Origin of the sequence: Massilia sp. R2A-15 (assembly GCF_030704305.1) — a bacterium.
In the GTDB taxonomy this organism is placed as follows: domain Bacteria; phylum Pseudomonadota; class Gammaproteobacteria; order Burkholderiales; family Burkholderiaceae_D; genus JAFCUW01.
In genome coordinates this window covers 1,241,799-1,260,049 of the sequence record NZ_CP131935.1, presented here as the reverse complement: position 1 = coordinate 1,260,049, position 18,251 = coordinate 1,241,799, and the positions used below count along the sequence as shown (strand labels likewise).

Genomic DNA, 18,251 nt, shown 5'->3' with positions numbered 1-18,251 from the left:
GGGTATTCAATTTGGATGAGGCTGCGATTGTAACGTGTTCGCCGCAAGGATGGGGTCAGGTCCGCCGAACCTGACCCCGGGGTTGACGCCGGCGCCAGCATTGACGCGACGGCTGCCCACACTGCGGCGACAAGTTCAGCGTTTCGGAAACGTCACCGTAAAGCAGCTACCCTCGCCCGGCTTCGACGTGATCGACAGCGTCGCGTGATGCCGCAGCAGCACGTGCTTGACGATCGCCAGCCCCAGCCCCGTCCCCTGCGTCTCGCGCGAGCGGCTCTTGTCGACGCGGTAGAAACGCTCGGTCAGCCGCGCAATGTGGACCTGGTCGATGCCGATGCCGGTGTCGCTGACCGTGAACTGCGGCCCGTCCGCGCCCTGCTTCCAGGCCAAGTGGACCTTGCCGCCCTCCGGCGTGTAGCGCACCGCGTTCGACGCCAGGTTGCCAAACGCGCTGCGCAGTTCCTCCGCGCTGCCGACGATATCAGGCCCGTCGATGGTCGCCGTGACTTCGTGCCTGCCGCCCGACAGCGCACGCGCCTCTTCCAGCACCTCCTCGATCACGGCGCCCACATCGACCGGCTCGGGCCGCAGCGGATAGTCGACCGACTCCAGCCGCGACAAGGTCAGCATGTCTTCGATCAGGCGTTGCATGCGCCGGCCCTGCTCCGTCATCAGCTTGAGGTGCGCCTGGCGGCTGGCCGAGTCGAGGTCGGGCGTGCTCGATGCGATCTCGAGGAAGCCGACGATCACCGTCAGCGGCGTGCGCAGCTCGTGCGAGGCGTTGGCGATGAAGTCGCGCCGCATCTCCTCGATGCGCACGCTTTCGGTGGCGTCGTGCGTCACCAGGATCTGGCGCCGGTTTTCGAACGGGATCACCTGCACGATCAGCTTGCGGTCGCGCAGCGACAGCGTCAGCGGCTGCTCGTAGCGCCCCAGCACGATGTAGTCGATGAAATCTGGATGGCGCACCAGGTTGGTCACCCGCATGCCCTTGTCGCGCTCGAGCGTGAGCCCCAGGTGCCGTTCGGCGGCCGGATTGCACCATTCCAGAAACAGCACGTCGTCCATGATCGCCACGCCGTCCGGCAGAAGGTGCATCGCCTGGCGGAAGCGCGCCAGCCATTCGGTCAGCTCCGCCTGGCTGCGCTCGTCGTCACGGCGCAGCCGGTACAGGCGCGAGAACACGTCGGTCCAGGCGCCCCACCCGTCCGGCAGCTTGGCGCTGTTGAAATCGTCCAGCCACGCGCTCAGCTGGCTCAGGTAGGACAGCTGGATGTACAGCTGGGCGATCAGCAGCAGCACCGCCACCGACAGTCCGGCTACCGGGCCGGAGATCCACCAGCACAGGCCGGCGACCACCATCAAAATCGCCAGGCGCAACGCGGCCGGCACCCAAAAGGTCAGTTTTGGATTCATCGGCTCACTTTTCCGACAGCATGTAGCCGACGCTGCGTACGGTCTTGACCAGCCCGTCAGCCGACTTGAGCGCCTTGCGCAGCCGCAGCACATGGACGTCCACGGTGCGCTCCTCGATCTCGGCATGGTTACCCCACACCTTGTCGAGCAGCTGGCCGCGCGAGAACACCCGCTCCGGATGGGCCATCAGGAACTTGAGCAGCTTGTACTCGGCCTGGCCGATGTCGATGCGTTCGCCGCCGACGGAGACGCTGTTGCTGGCCGGGTCGAGCGTGAGCGGGCCGACCGTCAGCGGCGCCTGGGCCAGCTCGGGCGCGTTGCGGCGCAGCAGCGCCTTGGCGCGCGCCAGCAGTTCGCGCGGCGAGAACGGCTTGGTGACGTAGTCGTCGGCGCCGTGATTGAGGCCGGCGATCTTGTCTTCCTCCATGCTCTTTGCGGTCAGCATGATCACCGGGATCTTCTGGAAGTTGCGGTCGGCGCGGATGCGCGCCAGCAGGCGCAGGCCAGTCTGGTCGGGCAGCATCCAGTCGAGCAGTACCAGGTTCGGCGTGCGCTTCATCAGGAAATCCCACGCTTCGGCCACGCTCTGCACGGCGCACACGTCCCAGCCCGCCTCTCGCAGCGAGAACGTCACCAGCTCGATGATCGCCGGTTCGTCTTCAACGATGAGGACCGTGGTTTTATCGCTGGCCATCGGCGCTTACTGCTCACCGACCTGGGCCGCCGGCTTGGTATGGCGGATGTCCTTGCCTTCGACCACGTAGATCACATACTCGGCGATGTTCTTGGCATGGTCGCCAATGCGCTCGATCGCCTTGGCCACCCACAGCGTGTCCAGCGCCGACGAAATCGTGCGCGGGTCTTCCATCATGAAGGTGATCAGGTTGCGCATGATGGTGCGGAACTCGTGGTCCACGACGGCGTCCTGGGCGATCAGCGCCATTGCCTGTTTGCCATCAAGACGGGCAAACGAATCGAGCGCGTCATGCAGCATCTCCGAGGTCGCGGTGGCGATCGAACGCACCGTCTCGTAGTGGTTCACGCCCACCACGCCGCGGCTGTGCAGGTTCTTCGACATGCGCGCGATCTTGGCCGCCTCGTCGCCGATGCGCTCGAGGTCGGTGATCACCTTGATGGTCGCCATCACGGTGCGCAGGTCGTTGGCGGCCGGCTGGCGGCGCACGATCAGGTGGCTGCAGGCGTCGTCGAGCGACACTTCCAGCTGGTTGACGGCGTCGTCTTGGGCGATCACACGGTCGGACTGCTCCAGGTCGCCGACGCGGAAACAATTCATCGCGTCGGTGAACTGGGTTTCCACAATGCCGCCCATCAGCAGTACCTTGGAGCGGATCGCCTCCAGTTCGTGGTCGTATTGTTTGGATGAATGCTCGCCTATCATTGCTTCTCTCCGTCTTCTTCGTTTTGGTCAGCCGAAACGGCCGGTAATATAGTCCTGCGTCTCTTTGCGCGCGGGATTCATGAACAGCTGGTCGGTCTCGCCGAATTCCACCAGTTCTCCCAGGTACATGTACGCAGTGTAATCCGAACAACGCGCCGCCTGTTGCATGTTGTGGGTAACGATGGCGATCGTGTAGTCCTGCTTCAGCTCGCTGATCAGCTCCTCCACCTTGGCCGTCGAGATCGGGTCGAGCGCCGAGGTCGGCTCATCGAGCAGCAGCACATCCGGCTTGACCGCCACGCCGCGCGCGATGCACAGGCGCTGCTGCTGGCCGCCCGACAGCGACAGGCCGCTCTTGCCCAGCTTGTCCTTGACCTCGCCCCACAGCGCCGCCTTGTTCAGCGCCCACTCGACGCGCTCGTCCATCTCGCCCTTCGACAGGTCTTCGTACAGGCGCACGCCGAACGCGATGTTGTCGTAGATCGACATCGGGAACGGGGTCGGCTTCTGGAACACCATGCCGACCTTGGCGCGCAGCATGTTGACGTCCTGGCCGGGCTCGAGGATGTTCTGGCCGCGGTACATGATCTGCCCTTCGGCGCGCTGGCCGGGATACAGGTCGTACATGCGGTTCAGGGTGCGCAGCAGGGTCGATTTGCCGCAGCCGGACGGGCCGATGAAGGCCGTCACCTGCTTCTCGTGGATGTCGAGATTCACGTTGGTCAGGCTCTGGGTTTTCCCGTAGAAGAAATTCAGGCCGGAGATTTCGATGGTCTTGTTGCGGGTCATTTCAGGACTTTCATTTCGGTGTTTTCTGGCTGAACACGGTGCGCGACAGGATGTTGAGCAACAGCACGCTGAAGGTGACGACGAGCGCGCCGCCCCAGGCCAGGTTGCGCCAGTTGTCGTACGGGCTCATGGCGAAGCTGTAGATCACCACCGGCAGGTTGGCCAGCGGCGCGTTCATGTCGGCGCTGAAGAACTGGTTGTTGAGCGCGGTGAACAGCAGCGGCGCGGTTTCGCCCGAAATGCGGGCCAGCGCCAGCAGCACGCCGGTGATCACGCCGGCCTTCACGGCGCGCAGGCGCACCATGGTCGCCACCTTCCAGCGCGGGGCGCCCAGCGCGAAGGCGGCTTCGAGCAGGCTGTTGGGCACCAGGCGCAGCATGTTGTCGGTGGTGCGCACGACCACCGGCACGGCAATCAGCGACAGCGCGATGGTGCCGGCGTACCCGGAAAAATGCTTAGCGTGGGCCACGTACAGCGCGTAGACGAACAGGCCGATGACGATCGACGGCGCCGACAGCATGATGTCGGTGACGAAGCGTGTCACCTGGGCAAATTTGTTGCGCTCGCCGTATTCGGCCAGGTAGACGCCGGCCAGGATGCCGATCGGGGTGCTGATCGCGGTCGACAGGCCGACCATCATCAGCGAACCGACGATGGCGTTGCGCAGGCCGCCGCCGTCGCCGCCCGGCGCCGGGGTGTCCTGGGTAAAGATCGACGCGTGCAGGCCGCCGAAGCCCTTGACCAGCAAGGTGCCGAGGATCCAGGCCAGCGCGGCCAGGCCGATCGACATGGCCAGCACCGACAGCGCGATGCCGGCGCGGTGGCGCCACAGGCGCTTGCGATAAACGGGGTTGCGAGCATCGGCGGTCACTTGACGCCCTCCTTGCGGGACATTCCGAGCAGCATCAGCTTGGCCGCGGACAAAACGATAAAGGTGATGGCGAAGAGGATCAGCGCCAGCGCGAACAGCGACGACACGTGCAGCGGGTTGGCCGCCTCGGCAAATTCGTTGGCCAGGGTCGAGGAGATCGAGTTACCGGCCGAGAACAGCGACCACGACAGCGTGTTGGCGTTGCCGATGACAAAAGTGACGGCCATGGTCTCGCCCAGCGCGCGGCCCAGGCCCAGCATCACGCCGCCGACCACGCCGGTCTTGGTGTAAGGCAGCACCACCTTGCGCACCACTTCCCACTTGGTGCAGCCGAGGCCGTATGCCGACTCCTTCAGCACCGCCGGCACGATCTCGAACACGTCGCGCATCACCGAGGAAATGAAGGGGATGATCATCACGGCCAGGATCAGGCCGGCCGTCAGGATGCCGATGCCCATGGTCGGGCCGGAAAACAGCTTGCCGATGATGGGCAAGGCGCCCAGCGTGTGCTTCAGAAATGGCTGCACGTAGTCGCCGAACATGGGCGCGAACACGAACAGGCCCCACATGCCGTAGATGATCGACGGCACGCCGGCCAGCAGCTCGACCGCGGTGCCCATCGGGCGGCGCAGCCAGACCGGGCAGATCTCGGTGAGGAACAGTGCGATGCCGAAGCTGACCGGAAACGCGATCAGCAAGGCGATGAAGGACGTGACCAGGGTGCCGGTGATGGCGATCAGCGCACCGTACTGGTCGTTGACCGGGTCCCACTCGATGTTGGTGATGAAGCCGGGGCCGAATTCGCGGAAGGCCGGAATGGCGCCGATGATCAGCGACACGATGATGCCGACCAGGACGAGCAGCACCGATGCGGCGAACAGCATCGTCACTTTATGGAAAAGGAAATCCTGGAAGCGCTGCTTGCGCATCGTGGAATGCATCACTGCGTGGCGCTCCGCCGCGTCAGGGTCCTGCACGTCGGCCAGGGCCGCAGGTGGGTTTGCACTCATTTGAATCTTTACTTGGTTGATTGCACAGGCTTGTCGTACCTGCGAAGGCAGGTACCCATGCTGAATATGCCAAATAGTTCCGCACGCTCAGTATGGGTACCTGCCTCCGCAGGTACGACACGTTACTTCAGTTACCAAATCGCCTTGCCCGAAGCGTCCTTGAGGGTGGCTTTCCAGCCGTCCTCGACCAGCTTGGTCACGCTGGCCGGCATCGGCACGTAGTCCAGCTCGGCCGCGGCGGCGCCGCCGTTCTTGTAGGCCCAGTCGAAGAACTTCAGCACTTCCTTGCCCTTGGCCGCGTCGGCCTGCGACTTGTGCATCAGGATGTACGACGCGCCAGTGATCGGCCATGCTGCCTTGCCGGCCTGGTCGGTCAGCACCACGCCGAAGCCCGGGGTCTTGGCCCAGTCGGCGTTGGCGGCGGCGGCCTTGAAGTTGTCGTCATCGGGCTGCAGGAACACGCCGTCCTTATTCTTCAGCTGGGTGTGCGCCATCTTGTTCTTCTTGGCGTAGGCCCACTCGACGTAGCCGATCGCGCCCTTGATGCGCTGGACGTTGGCGGCGACGCCTTCGTTGCCCTTGCCGCCCACGCCGATCACCCACTTCACCGCGGTGCCGGCGCCGATCTTGCTCTTGAAGTCGGCGTTGGTTTTCGACAGGTAGTCGGTGAACAGGAAGGAGGTGCCCGAGCCGTCGGCGCGGTGCACCACGGTGATGTCTTCGGCCGGGATTTTCACGCCAGGGTTCAGCGCGGCGATTTCAGGCGCATTCCACTTGGTGATCTTGCCGAGGTAGATGTCGGCGATGACCGGACCGGTCAGCTTCAGCATGCCGGGCGTGACGCCGTCGAGGTTGACGATGGTGACCACGCCGCCCATGATGGCCGGGAACTGCACCAGGCCGGCCGCGTCCAGCTCTTCCGCCTTCAAAGGCATGTCGGAGGCGCCGAAGTCGACCGTCTTCGCCTTGATCTGCTTGATGCCCGCGCCCGAGCCGACCGACTGGTAGTTCAGGCCGTTGCCGGTCGATTTCTTGTACATCTCCGCCCACTTGGCGTAGATCGGGTATGGGAAGGTGGCGCCGGCGCCGGTCATGTCGGCGGCCATGGCGGCGTTCGTCAGGATTGCGGAAGTACCGATCAACATCGAAGCGAACAGCAATTTCATGCGCATATCAGATCCTTTTGAAAGAGGTGCGGCGGGTGAATGCTGCGCAGTCTATCCGCCAAATATGACACGTTTATGACATGCCGAGAATCGTGGAAATATTCTGGAATTCCGCTGCATGATACTCTGGCAGAGCTATGGGACCGGCGCACGATTGAGCCGGCCGGGTCACCCACTTGTCATATTTTCCAATTAGAATAAAGTCGTAATAAATTGCAATTATTTACAGACTCCCAATGACCACCCGACCCGCGCTGCATGCCGAATCGCCCAAGGCCGCCATCTTCCTGGACCGGGAACTGTCGCAGCTGATGTTCAACCGGCGCGTGCTGGCCCAGGCCGACGACAAGCGCATTCCGCTGCTCGAGCGGCTGCGCTACCTGTGCATCGTCAGTAACAACCTCGACGAATTTTTCGAGGTGCGCGTGGCCAGCCTGCTGGCGCAGGGCGCGCTGCATCCCGATCCATCGCTGGCCGCCACGCTCGATCGCATCTGCAAGGAATGCCACGCGCTGGTCAGGCAGCAGTACGACATCCTCAACACCGAAGTGCTGCCGCAGCTGCGCGCGCGCGGCGTGCACCTGGTGCGCCACACCGACCGCAACGAGGCGCAGCGCGCGTGGGTCAAGCAGTATTTCGAGCGCGAGGTGCGCCCCCTGCTCACGCCGATCGGGCTCGACCCGGCCCATCCCTTCCCGCAGGTGAGCAACAAGAGCCTGAACTTCATCGTCTCGCTGTCGGGCAAGGACGCGTTCGGGCGCGGCACCGCGATCGCCATCGTGAAGGCGCCGCGGGTGCTGCCAAGGGTGATCCAGCTGCCGGATGATCTGTCGAAAGGCGGCGGCCAGCTGTTCTGCCTGCTGTCCTCGGTGATCCACTCGCATGTCGAGGACATGTTTACCGGACGCGACGTGATCGCTTATTCGCAATTTCGCATAACCCGCGACAGCGACCTGTGGGTCGACGAAGGCGAAGTGAAAAACCTGCGCCAGGCACTCAAGGGCGAACTGCAGGGGCGCCAGTACGGCACTGCGGTGCGGCTCGAAGTGGCCAAGAACTGCCCGCCCGAGCTGTCCGATTTCCTGCTCGGCCAGTTCAACCTGGAGCCGAGCCGGCTGTACGCGGTCGATGGCCCGGTGAACCTGGTGCGCCTGGCCGAGATGATCGACCTGGTGCAGCAGCCGTCGATGCGCTTCCCGCCGTTCATCGCCGGCATGGCGCAAAAGAGCGCCAACCTCGACATTTTCGAGCAGATGCGCAAGAACGACATCCTGCTGCACCATCCGTTCCAGTCGTTCCAGACCGTGATCGACTTCATCTGCGTGGCCGCGACCGACCCGCAGGTGGTGGCGATCAAGCAGACCATCTACCGCACCGGCATGGATTCGGACCTGATGGAAGCGCTGATCAAGGCGGCGCAGCTGGGCAAGGAAGTGATCGTCGTGGTCGAGCTGAAGGCGCGCTTCGACGAAGAGGCCAACATCAACTGGGCCGACAAGCTGGAGGAAGCCGGCGCGCAAGTGGTGTACGGCGTGGTCGGCCTGAAGACGCACGCCAAGGTGGCGCTGGTGATCCGGCGCGAGGCCGAGGGCCTGCAATATTATTCCCATCTGGGCACCGGCAACTATCACCTGACCACCACGCGGCTGTACACCGACTTCGGGCTGCTGACGGCGCACCAGCAGATCGGCGAAGAGGTTAACGAGGTGTTCATCCATCTGACCAGCCTGACCAAGCCGCACAAGCTGACGCACCTGTGGCTCGCGCCGTTCGCGCTGCAGGAGCAGATCATCAAGGCGATCCGCAACGAGGCGCGCATCGCCCGCGCGGGCCGGCCGGGACGCATCATCGCCAAGGTCAATGCGCTGGTGGACGAATCGGTGATCCGCGCGCTGTACGCGGCCTCGCACGACGGCGTGAAGATCGACCTGATCGTGCGCGGCGCCTGCACCTTGCGGCCGGGCGTGCCGGGGCTGTCGGAAAACATCAAGGTGCGCTCGATCATCGGGCGCTACCTCGAGCACAGCCGGATCTATTATTTCAGGAACGACCTGGCGCACGACGTGCACCTGGCCAGCGCCGACTGGATGAGCCGCAACCTGTTCCGCCGCATCGAAGTCGCGTTCCCGGTGCTGGACAAGGGGCTAAAGAAACGCGTGATCGAGGAAGGATTGAACCCCTACCTCAAAGACAACTCGAACGCGTGGGAGCTGGAGCCGGACGGGCGCTACCAGCGGCGGCGCGCGCGCGGCAAGCAGACGGAGTTTTCGGCGCAGCGGTATCTGATGGAATTGCTTGGCTCGGCGGAGAACAGCATCGACGGCTAGGCGCAACCGAACGGAGGATGGCATGGACCTGATCTTGTGGCGTCACGCGGAAGCGGAAGAAGGCTCACCGGACTTGCAAAGGCCGTTGACGGCGAAGGGACAGAAGCAGGCGCGGCGCATGGCCGAATGGCTCGACAGCCAGTTGCCGGAAGGGTGCAAGATCCTGGTCAGCCCTGCCCTGCGCACCTTGCAGACGGTCGAGCCGCTGGGTCGCAAGTACAAGGTGGTGCAGGAGATCGGGCCGGGCGCCTCGGCGCAGGACGTGCTGCGCGCGGTGAACTGGCCCAAGGGCAAGGAAGCGGTGATGGTGGTCGGGCACCAGCCGACGCTGGGTCAAGTGGCCGCACTGCTGGTGGGCGGCCAGGAAGCGTACTGGGAAATGAAAAAGGCGAATGCCTGGTGGATCGTGCAGAAAGAGGCGGACGACCCCGACAGCTTCTACCTGAAGGCGGTGATGGCGCCGGAGCTGATTGTAAAATAGTTGTCTCGACATCCCTTGTAAAGGTGACAGCACCTGCTAGATTCAAGGTGTAATCACGAGGGAGGCGACAGAGACTATGTTAAATCTACTGGTAATGGCCATCCTTGCCGGTATGGGGGGATTGGTAGTGTACGAAATCATCACCGAGGTACGTGGTGGATCTGGCCGGTTGCATGACCGGTATCATGAGGAATAGAGCCTCAATCTAAATCGGCGCCCGAGGCGCCGTTTTTTTGGCCTGTTGTTCCTGCGCAGGCTGCAACGTCTGCTGAGTCAGCATGGATTCCTGCCTTCGCAGGAATGACGGTCTCGGCGTTATCGGTGCGGTTTTGACTGTCGTTCCTGCGCAGGCAGGAACCTATGCTGAGCGTGCAAAATGCTGCGGCCAATCAGCGTCAGCATGGATTCCTGCCTGCGCAGGAATGACGGTCTTGAGGATGTCGGTGCTCGCTTGAGTGTCGTTCCTGCGCAGGCAGGAACCTATGCTGAGCGTGCAAAATGCTGCGGCCAATCAGCGCCAGCATGGATTCCTGCCTGCGCAGGAATGACGGTCTCGGCGTTATCGGTGCGCTTTTGACTGTCGTTCCTGCGAAGGCAGGAACCCATGCTGAGCTTCCCTAGCCGGCGATCTCGTCAAACAGATCGCGCCATTGCGGGTTGAATGCATGCACCATGTTGATCTTCCACGTCCGCTTCCACGCCTTGATTTGTTTTTCCCGAGTGATCGCCTGATAGATCTCTTCATGCACTTCGTACCAGACCAGCTTGCTCACCTCGTATGTGCTGGTGAACCCCTCGACCAGGTGGTTCCGATGCTGCCACATCCTCCCAGCCAGATTCGACGTCACGCCCGTGTAGAGCGTGCCGTATCGCGAACTTGCAAGAATGTAGACATATCCGGTCCTGGCCATCGGTCGATGATGGCGCACACCGGCGCGGCGAGAGCAGACCTACCGCAAGAACTTCGCCAGCAAGGTCATCGCCGATAGCTCCAGGTTCAGGAACTGGAATCCGACCTTGTACTCGCCATTGCTGAACACGCAGTGCATCACTTTCGAGCGCGTCCTGATTTCCTTTATCTGGCCGTCCAAAAACAGGTCGAACGTCAGGTCGCACTCGAGCCCCGTCGGAATCTGCCGGTTGAAACTGAGCGAAATGCCATTGCCGCTGACGTCGATCGTGCGCGCGGTGATCGGCGCCACGCCGGTGAACACGGCGACGGCGCGCGTCTTCAATACGCGGCGCGGGGAATTTCTTTGTTCAATCAACACGGCCCATCCAGAAATGCTCGTTCTTCGAACTGCGCATTATAGAGAAGTTGCCGTGCAGCATCAATCGAGTTCGCGCAGCTTGTTGAACGCTTCGTCGATGCGTTCGACCGCGATGATCGTCATGCCCTCGATCTTTTGCTTGGGCGCGTTCGATTTCGGGATCAGCGCCGTCGAGAAGCCCAGCTTGGCCGCTTCGCGCAGGCGCTCCTGGCCGCGCGGCGCCGGGCGGATTTCGCCGGCCAGGCCGACCTCGCCGAACACCACCAGTCCGCGCGGCAGCGGCTTGTTGCGCATCGACGAGTTAATCGCCAACAGCACCGCCAGGTCGGCCGCCGGCTCGGTAATCTTCACCCCGCCGACCGCGTTGATGAACACGTCCTGGTCGAACGCGGCGATGCCGGCGTGACGGTGCAGCACGGCCAGCAGCATCGCCAGCCGGTTCTGCTCGAGGCCGACCGACAGCCGGCGCGCGTTCGGCAGATGGCTGGTGTCGACCAGCGCCTGGATCTCGACCAGCAGCGGGCGCGTGCCTTCCTGGGTCACCATCACGCACGATCCCGGCACCGCGCTGTCGTGGCTCGACAGGAACAGCGCCGAGGGATTCGACACGCCCTTCAGGCCCTTCTCGCTCATCGCGAACACGCCCAGTTCGTTGACGGCGCCGAAGCGGTTCTTGATGGCCCGCACCAGGCGGAAGCTCGACTGCGTGTCGCCTTCGAAATAAAGGACGGTGTCGACGATGTGTTCGAGCACGCGCGGGCCGGCCAGCGCGCCCTCCTTCGTCACGTGGCCGACCAGGATGATGGTCACGCCGGTCTGCTTGGCGACGCGGGTCAGCTGCGCCGCGCATTCGCGCACCTGGGCCACCGAGCCAGGCGCCGAACTGAGGGCGTCCGAATACAGGGTCTGGATCGAGTCGATCACCGCCACTTCCGGCTTCAGGTCGGCCAGGGTGCCGAGGATTTTCTCCAGCTGGATCTCGGCCTGCAGTTTCAGCTCGGTCGCCTCCACCGCCAGCCGGCGCGCGCGCAGGGCGATCTGGGCGCCGGACTCCTCGCCGCTCACATATAGCGTGCTCTTGGTGCGCGACATGTTGGCCAGCGCCTGCAGCAGCAGGGTCGATTTGCCGATGCCGGGATCGCCGCCGATCAGCACCACGCCGCCGGCCACCAGGCCGCCGCCCAGCACGCGGTCGAATTCCTCGATGCCGGTGCCGAAGCGCGGCACGTCGACCGCCTCGATGTCGGCCAGCGACAGCACCGGCGCCGTTTGCGCCAGGCTGCGGTGAACGGGATTCGACAGGCGGTTCAGGCCCGGGGCCTCGACCACGGTTTCGACCAGCGTGTTCCACTGGTGGCAGGCGGTGCACTGGCCGGTCCACTTGGAGCTGACGCCGCCGCAGTCGCTGCAGGTGTAATTCGTTTTTGGTTTTGCCATGGAGCGTATGCTTTAATTGTTAGCTTTAAAACCGTCGCTCCTGCGAAAGCAGGAGCCTATACTGAACACGCTCAGCATGGGTTCCTGTCTTCGCAGGAACGACTCTATGCCAGCTGGCCGAGCGCCCCTTCGAGCACCCGCACCCGCGGCGCCAGCGCGCACATCAGCTCATAGCCGATAGTGCCGGCCGACGCGGCCACATCGTCGATCGGCAGCCCGTCGCCCCACAGCACCACCTTGCTGCCGACCCGCGCATTCGGGATCGGCGTCAGGTCCACCGTCATCATGTCCATCGACACCCGCCCGACCAGCGTGGTGCGCACGCCGTCCACCAGCACCGGCGTGCCATGCGGCGCCGAACGCGGGTAGCCGTCCGCATAGCCGCACGCGACCACGCCCACCGTCATCGGCCCCGTCGCCTGGAAGCTGCTGCCGTAGCCGACCGTGTCGCCCGCCGTCAGGTGCTGGATGCCAATGATGGACGACGCCAGCGTCATCGTCGGGCGCAGCTTGTATTCTGCGGCGGTCTTGCCGCCCGGCGTGCCGCCGTACAGCATGATCCCCGGGCGCACCCAGTCGTTGGACAGCTCGGCCGAGAGCAGCGCCTGCTGCAGCACGCCGCCCGAATTGGACAGGCTGCGCTCCCCCGCCAGTCCCTGCGCGCCCTGCTGGAAGCGGCGCACCTGCTCGTGCACCGTCAGGCGCGGGTGCTCCAGCTCGTCGGCATTGGCGAAATGGGTCATCAGGGTGATGTTGCGAATGCCGGGGATCGCGCGCAGGCGGGCGTAGGCGGCGGCATACTCGTCCGGCTTGAAGCCGAGGCGGTTCATGCCGGTGTTCATTTTAAGATGCACGTCGATCGGGCTGAACAGCTTGGTGTACTCGAGCATCTTGACCTGCTCGATGCAGTGCACCGCACTGTTGAAGCCGTACTCGCCCAGCAGCGCCACGTCGGCCGCCTCGAAGATGCCTTCGAGCAGCAGGACCGGCCGCGTCCAGCCCAGTTCGCGCAGGCGCACCGCGTTTTCGGTCTCGATCAGGGCCAGCCCGTCGGCGTCGGCAAAGCCGCGCATGCCGCGTTCGAGGCCGTGGCCGTAGGCGTTGGCCTTGACCACGCCCCAGATTTTCGATCCCGGCGCACAGCTGCGTGCGCGGGCCAGGTTGTGGCGCATGGAGTCGAGATGGATGGTTGCGCTGAGCGGCCTTGGCATGGGAGAAATATATTGTGTTCGTGAAGCGCGTATTTTACCGGACGCGGCCTCACCTGCACCGGTGATTTCTTTGGGTTCACGACCGTTCATGGTATAAAGCAACCCAGACCAGACTATTGATATTTACGAATGAATCGTGGTTTCTACACCATCATGGCGGCGCAGTTTTTTTCGTCGCTGGCCGATAACGCCCTGTTCTTTGTGGCGATCGACCTGCTGACCGCCATGAAAGCGCCGGCGTCGCTCACGCCGCTCCTGAAGCTGTCGTTCGTCCTGTTCTACGTGCTGCTGGCCGCTTTCGTGGGCGCCTTCGCCGACGCGCTGCCGAAGGGCCGCGTGATGTTCATCGCCAATCTGATCAAGGTGTTCGGCTGCCTGCTGATTTTCGTCCACGTCCATCCGCTGCTGGCCTACGCCGTGGTCGGCTTCGGCGCCGCGGTGTATTCGCCGGCCAAGTACGGCATCCTGACCGAACTGCTGCCGCCCGAAAAACTGGTCGCGGCCAACGGCTGGATCGAAGGCCTGACCGTCACCTCGATCATCCTCGGCACCGTGATGGGCGGCACGCTGGTCGCATCGCGCACTTCGGCCTACCTGCTCGGCTTCGATTTCCCGTTGATCGACACCGGCATCGACACGCCGACGGAAGCGGCGCTGTGCGTGGTGATCGGCATCTACGTGCTTGCCACGCTGTTCAACCTGCGCATCCCGCTCACCGGCGCCAGCTACGAGCGCCAGGAACGCAACCCGATCAAGATGGTCGCCGACTTCGCGAACTGCTCGGCGACGCTGTGGAAGGACAAGCTGGGCCAGATTTCGCTGGCCGTGACGACGCTGTTCTGGGGCGCCGGCGCCACCTTGCAGCTGATCGTGCTGAAATGGGCCGAGAAGTCGCTGCACATGCCGTACGAGAAAGCCACCAGCCTGGTCGGCGTCGTGGCGGTCGGCATCGCGCTCGGCGCAGCCGCGTCGGCGCGTCTGGTCCCGCTGAAGAAATCGCTGACCGTGATCCCGCTCGGCATCGCGATGGGCATCATCGTGATGGGCATGACGCTGGTGCATTCGGTGGCGCTGGCCTACCCGCTGCTGATCCTGATCGGCGTGCTGTCGGGCTTTTTCGTGGTGCCGATGAACGCGCTGCTGCAGCACCGCGGCCACGTCCTGATGAGCGCCGGCCACTCGATCGCGGTGCAAAACTTCAACGAGAACCTGTCGATCCTGACCATGCTGGCGGTGTACGCGATCATGATTTCGCTGAACCTGGAGCTGAACGTGATCATCGTGCTGTTCGGGTTCTCGGTGGCCGGCACGATGTGGCTGATCAAGCGCAAGCACGCCGCCAACCAGTTGGAACACGACTCGCTCGCGCTGATCGGCGAGCACAAACACTAAGCGATATCGGCCTGGCGCCGCGCCGCGCGTGCGCGCCAGTCGTCCGGGACGATGAAGCCGCGCGCGGTTTCCACCAGCACGCCCTCCTCCCGCTTCACCGCCGCCACCAGTACCGGGGAGCGCGTGACTTCGAACTGCGCGGCGATCGCCTGCCGCATCTGCTCCCCGCTCATCGGCTCGGCCGTGCCGCGATATGGCGCCAGCCATTCGAGCCGCGGCAGAACCACCCAGGCGTCCGCCTGCAGGGCGCCGGCGTCGGCCAGCGCGCACCAGAATCCTCTGCAATGCGCGCTGCCGATGCCCGCCATCGGATCGCCGCCCGCGGCCGGATAGAACAGCCATCCCTTCACCAGCGCCTGCGCGCACAGCACGGGCCGCGGCAGCAGCGCTTGCGCCGCCGGGTGTGCGGCCAGCGCCAGCTGCTTCTCGACGATCTTGCGCATCTTGGCGCCCAGGCTGTCGGCCAGGTTGGGGCCTACGAAGGTGTCGAAGCGCGAGGCCGCCGTCCCTTCGAGCAGGTAGAACTTGGTGGCGAACTCGATATGCTCGACGCCTTGCGGGCCGGCGTCGAGCAGGAAGTCGAACTCGCCGACGGTGTCGTTGCGGGCGGCGCGCACCTGCAGGCCGTGGGCGACCAGACGGCCGTGCTGCTGGTAGTAGAAGGCCATCAGCTTTTCGGCGTACAGCCCGAGCCGGGTGTAGTTACGGTCGCCCAGCGCGGCGTCGAGCTCGGACGGATCGGCGTCCAGCCGCGCCAGCCAGTCGGCCACCTGCGGCGTCACCGGCGGCGGAACGCAGATCTTGCCTTGCCAGTGGGGGTCGTCGGGATCGAGCAGGCCGGGCGAGTCGAGCAGCCACGCCAGCGCCCGCACGCGCGGGCGCACGAGGTGGCCCCAGCGCCGCGCGAACAGCGCCTGGCAGGTCTCAGCCGGGGCGGCCATGGCTGGATTTCGCCAGGCACAGGTCGGCCCAGGCCAGCGCCTTGTCGGCGCCGCGGCGCAGCAGTTCGCCGGGATGCAGGGTCGCCACCAGCGGCACGCCATTCAATTCATGCACGCTGCCGCGCGAGCCGGCCAGCGGCTCCTGCAGCGGCTTGCCGAGCAAGCCGTTGGCGGCGATCTGGCCCAGCGTCAGCACGGCGCCGGCGCCGCACAGCGCCAGTTCGCGCAGGACGAAGGGACGGCAGGCCGCCACTTCGTCGGCCGTCGGCGCGCGATCGCCCCCGCTGGCGGTGGCGGGCCGGCACTTGACCAGGTTGGTGACGTAGACGTTTTCGTCGCGCGACAGCTGTACCGCCGCCAGCATGTTCGCCAGCAGCTTGCCCGGCTCGCCGGCCAGCGGCTGGCGTTCCTGTTCGTCGGCCGCGGTCGAGGCGCCGGCGGCGACCATCCAGATCGCCGCGCGCGCGCCGTTGCCCAAGACCGGCTTCCTGCCGTCCTTGCAGCCGCAGCGTGCGCAGTCGGCGATGGCGGCATTGAGCGCCCGCCAGTCCATCTGCGCGATTTCTTCCGGTGTCGCCGCTGGCGGCGGCGCCGAGTCGCCCCATGCGGGATCGATCTTGCTGCCGGGGGCCGGCGCAGGCGACGGCATTGCCTGGTACGGCGCCGCTGCCGGTTCGGGGGCTTTGGCTACCGGTTCCTCGGCGACGGGCGCCTCGGCTTCGACGGGCTGCGGGGCCGCGCGCAGTTGCCACAGCGGGCCGATGCCCATCTCGGAAAGGAAGGCGGTGTCGCGGTCCGAAATGCTCATAAGGTGAACCTCATCACGATGGCGTCCTCGCGTTGGCCGTTGTGGGCCGGGTAGTAGGCCTTGCGGCGGCCGATTTCGACGAATCCGTAGCGCAGGTAGACCTTCAGCGCGCGCTCGTTGGACGGCCGCACTTCGAGCAACACCGATTCGGCGCCCAGGCCGCGCGCGCAGGCAACCACCTTGTCGAGCAGGTAGCGGCCGATGCCCTGGCCCTGGCGCTGCGCCGCCACCGACACGTTCAGAAGGTGCGCTTCGTCGACGGCGGCCATCAGCAGGAAGTAGCCGGCCAGCCGGCCTTCGTCGCGCAAGGTCCACGCGCTGTAGCCCGAAGCGAGCGAGTCGACGAAATTCCCGCGCGTCCAGGGATGCGGATAGACCTCGCGTTCGACGGCGAATACTTCATCGACATCGGCCAGCTGCATCGGCGCGTAATCGAGCCCGTCGAACGTCATGCGGCGGCCTTGGCGGCGTTGATGGCCTGGCGCTCGGCGCTGGTGAAGGCGATCTTGTTGCGCAGGTAGAGCGGCTGTGCGTCGGCCGGCGACACGGTGCGCCCGGCGGCCAGTTCGACCGCCGCCAGCTGCGCGACGGCGCCGGCGTGCGGCATGATCTCGGTGAGCGCTTCGATGGAGAAGGCTTCGGGATAGGCGGAAAAGCCGTTGCCGCAGGCGGTGGCCGGCGATGGCGGCGCCACGTCCTGTGGTGCGCACAGCGCGGGCGGCGCCACCACCTGCCAGCCGTCGGCGTAGCGGTACTGCGCCCAATAGACTTCGCCCATGCGCGCGTCGAGCACGGCCAGCACGTCTGCGGCGCCGGTGCGCTCGCGGCACGACTGGGCCATCGCCTCGAGGGTGACGACTGGGATGACCGGCAGGCCGGCGCCGAACGCCAGGCCCTGGGCGATGCCGCAGGCGGTGCGCACGCCGGTAAACGAGCCGGGGCCAGAGCCGAAGGCGATCGCGTCGCAGTCGCGCAGCGCGATGCCCGCTTCGGCCAGCAGCTCCTGCACCATCGGCAGGATGGACTGGGAATGGGTGCGCACGCCGGACGAGGAGCGCGAAATCAGCTGTTCGCCGTTCAGCAGCGCGCAGGACGCCAGTTCGGACGAGGTTTCAATGGCGAGAATGATAGACATCCCCGTATTTTACCTGCTTGTCGATCCCGCCATTGGCGAAATCGACTTCCTGCGTAGGCAGGAACCTATGCCGAGGGTGAGCTGAGTCGGCTGCGCGAAGTCGGCATGGGTTCCTGCCTGCGCGGGAACGACGAACCAGAGACTGGCGTCCGATGTAAAATGCCGCTCATGCACAGCATCACCCTCAATCAAGACACTCGCGGCGCCGTCGCCGAAACGCTCGCCAGCGACCGCTGGACCGTTGCCTGCCTGTGCGCCGGCTGGTGCGGCACCTGCAGCTCGTACCGCGACGCGTTCGAACAGCTGGCCGCGCGCCACCCGAACCAGCAGTTTGTCTGGATCGACATCGAAGACCAGGCCGACGTGGTCGGCGAACTCGATGTCGAAAATTTCCCTACCCTGCTGATCCAGCGCGGCGACACCGTCACGTTCTTCGGCACCACGCTGCCCGACGCCATCCTGGCCGAACGGCTGCTGGCGGCGCAGCTGGCGCACAGCGAGGACGAGCTGAAAAGGCTGGCCGGCAGCACCGAGGAGCGCCGCAACTGGCAGCGCGACTGCAACCTGCGCACGCTACTGGCCGCGGCCGAAAAGTAA

19 protein-coding genes are annotated in these 18,251 nt (G+C 64.9%); 4 read left to right on the top strand and 15 right to left on the bottom strand.

Annotation, left to right across the window (positions count from 1 at the left end):
- Positions 1-135: 135 nt before the first annotated feature.
- The 7 genes from phoR to pstS form a co-directional block, all read right to left on the bottom strand.
- Entirely contained in the window at positions 136-1,416 is a 1,281-nt protein-coding gene (gene phoR, locus Q4S45_RS05775; protein WP_305510002.1) for a phosphate regulon sensor histidine kinase PhoR, read from the bottom strand.
- A gap of 4 nt (positions 1,417-1,420) precedes the next feature.
- Positions 1,421-2,110, bottom strand: a complete 690-nt coding sequence (locus Q4S45_RS05770) for a response regulator (protein WP_305510000.1) — start codon at positions 2,108-2,110, stop codon at positions 1,421-1,423.
- Positions 2,111-2,116: 6 nt separating this feature from the next.
- Positions 2,117-2,815, bottom strand: coding sequence for a phosphate signaling complex protein PhoU (gene phoU / locus Q4S45_RS05765; protein ID WP_305509998.1), 699 nt, complete (start codon positions 2,813-2,815; stop codon positions 2,117-2,119).
- A gap of 27 nt (positions 2,816-2,842) precedes the next feature.
- Positions 2,843-3,604 (bottom strand): phosphate ABC transporter ATP-binding protein PstB, encoded by a 762-nt coding sequence (gene pstB / locus Q4S45_RS05760; protein WP_305509996.1) that lies wholly within the window; start codon positions 3,602-3,604, stop codon positions 2,843-2,845.
- Between the two features lie 10 nt (positions 3,605-3,614).
- Positions 3,615-4,475 (bottom strand): phosphate ABC transporter permease PstA, encoded by an 861-nt coding sequence (pstA, locus tag Q4S45_RS05755; protein ID WP_305509994.1) that lies wholly within the window; start codon positions 4,473-4,475, stop codon positions 3,615-3,617.
- A complete protein-coding gene (gene pstC / locus Q4S45_RS05750) occupies positions 4,472-5,416 on the bottom strand; it encodes a phosphate ABC transporter permease subunit PstC (RefSeq protein WP_305512058.1) in 945 nt (314 codons plus the stop codon). Before pstC ends, pstA begins: the two co-directional genes overlap by 4 nt.
- Positions 5,417-5,616: 200 nt before the next feature.
- Positions 5,617-6,651, bottom strand: coding sequence for a phosphate ABC transporter substrate-binding protein PstS (gene pstS / locus Q4S45_RS05745; protein ID WP_374046098.1), 1,035 nt, complete (start codon positions 6,649-6,651; stop codon positions 5,617-5,619).
- A 236-nt stretch (positions 6,652-6,887) separates the two neighbouring features.
- On the opposite strand from pstS, the gene ppk1 reads away from it, so the two are divergent.
- Entirely contained in the window at positions 6,888-8,978 is a 2,091-nt protein-coding gene (gene ppk1 / locus Q4S45_RS05740) for a polyphosphate kinase 1 (protein WP_305509990.1), read from the top strand.
- Positions 8,979-9,000: 22 nt separating this feature from the next.
- Positions 9,001-9,459, top strand: a complete 459-nt coding sequence (gene sixA, locus Q4S45_RS05735; RefSeq protein ID WP_305509974.1) for a phosphohistidine phosphatase SixA — start codon at positions 9,001-9,003, stop codon at positions 9,457-9,459.
- A gap of 617 nt (positions 9,460-10,076) precedes the next feature.
- Here sixA and Q4S45_RS05730 read toward each other — a convergent pair.
- The 4 genes from Q4S45_RS05730 to alr form a co-directional block, all read right to left on the bottom strand.
- On the bottom strand, positions 10,077-10,370 hold the full coding sequence (locus Q4S45_RS05730; protein WP_305509973.1) for a GIY-YIG nuclease family protein: 294 nt from the start codon (positions 10,368-10,370) through the stop codon (positions 10,077-10,079).
- A gap of 39 nt (positions 10,371-10,409) precedes the next feature.
- Positions 10,410-10,730, bottom strand: coding sequence for a PilZ domain-containing protein (locus Q4S45_RS05725; protein ID WP_305509972.1), 321 nt, complete (start codon positions 10,728-10,730; stop codon positions 10,410-10,412).
- 60 nt (positions 10,731-10,790) lie between these two features.
- On the bottom strand, positions 10,791-12,167 hold the full coding sequence (radA, locus tag Q4S45_RS05720; RefSeq protein ID WP_305509970.1) for a DNA repair protein RadA: 1,377 nt from the start codon (positions 12,165-12,167) through the stop codon (positions 10,791-10,793).
- 104 nt (positions 12,168-12,271) lie between these two features.
- Positions 12,272-13,378, bottom strand: coding sequence for an alanine racemase (alr, locus tag Q4S45_RS05715; RefSeq protein WP_305509968.1), 1,107 nt, complete (start codon positions 13,376-13,378; stop codon positions 12,272-12,274).
- A gap of 129 nt (positions 13,379-13,507) precedes the next feature.
- Here alr and lplT point away from each other — a divergent pair, with 129 nt between their 5' ends.
- Positions 13,508-14,770, top strand: a complete 1,263-nt coding sequence (lplT, locus tag Q4S45_RS05710) for a lysophospholipid transporter LplT (RefSeq protein ID WP_305509967.1) — start codon at positions 13,508-13,510, stop codon at positions 14,768-14,770.
- Here the strand turns inward: lplT and Q4S45_RS05705 are convergent.
- The 4 genes from Q4S45_RS05705 to tsaB are packed head-to-tail and all read right to left on the bottom strand — an operon-like array spanning position 14,767 to position 17,654.
- A complete protein-coding gene (locus Q4S45_RS05705) occupies positions 14,767-15,711 on the bottom strand; it encodes a DUF1853 family protein (RefSeq protein WP_305509965.1) in 945 nt (314 codons plus the stop codon). The genes lplT and Q4S45_RS05705 overlap by 4 nt on opposite strands.
- Positions 15,695-16,519 (bottom strand): uracil-DNA glycosylase, encoded by an 825-nt coding sequence (locus tag Q4S45_RS05700; protein WP_305509963.1) that lies wholly within the window; start codon positions 16,517-16,519, stop codon positions 15,695-15,697. The genes Q4S45_RS05705 and Q4S45_RS05700 overlap by 17 nt, the downstream gene beginning before the upstream one ends.
- Entirely contained in the window at positions 16,516-16,971 is a 456-nt protein-coding gene (gene rimI, locus Q4S45_RS05695) for a ribosomal protein S18-alanine N-acetyltransferase (RefSeq protein WP_305509961.1), read from the bottom strand. Before rimI ends, Q4S45_RS05700 begins: the two co-directional genes overlap by 4 nt.
- Positions 16,968-17,654, bottom strand: a complete 687-nt coding sequence (tsaB, locus tag Q4S45_RS05690) for a tRNA (adenosine(37)-N6)-threonylcarbamoyltransferase complex dimerization subunit type 1 TsaB (RefSeq protein WP_305509959.1) — start codon at positions 17,652-17,654, stop codon at positions 16,968-16,970. Before tsaB ends, rimI begins: the two co-directional genes overlap by 4 nt.
- 168 nt (positions 17,655-17,822) lie before the next feature.
- On the opposite strand from tsaB, the gene Q4S45_RS05685 reads away from it, so the two are divergent.
- Positions 17,823-18,251, top strand: a complete 429-nt coding sequence (locus tag Q4S45_RS05685; RefSeq protein ID WP_305509957.1) for a thioredoxin family protein — start codon at positions 17,823-17,825, stop codon at positions 18,249-18,251.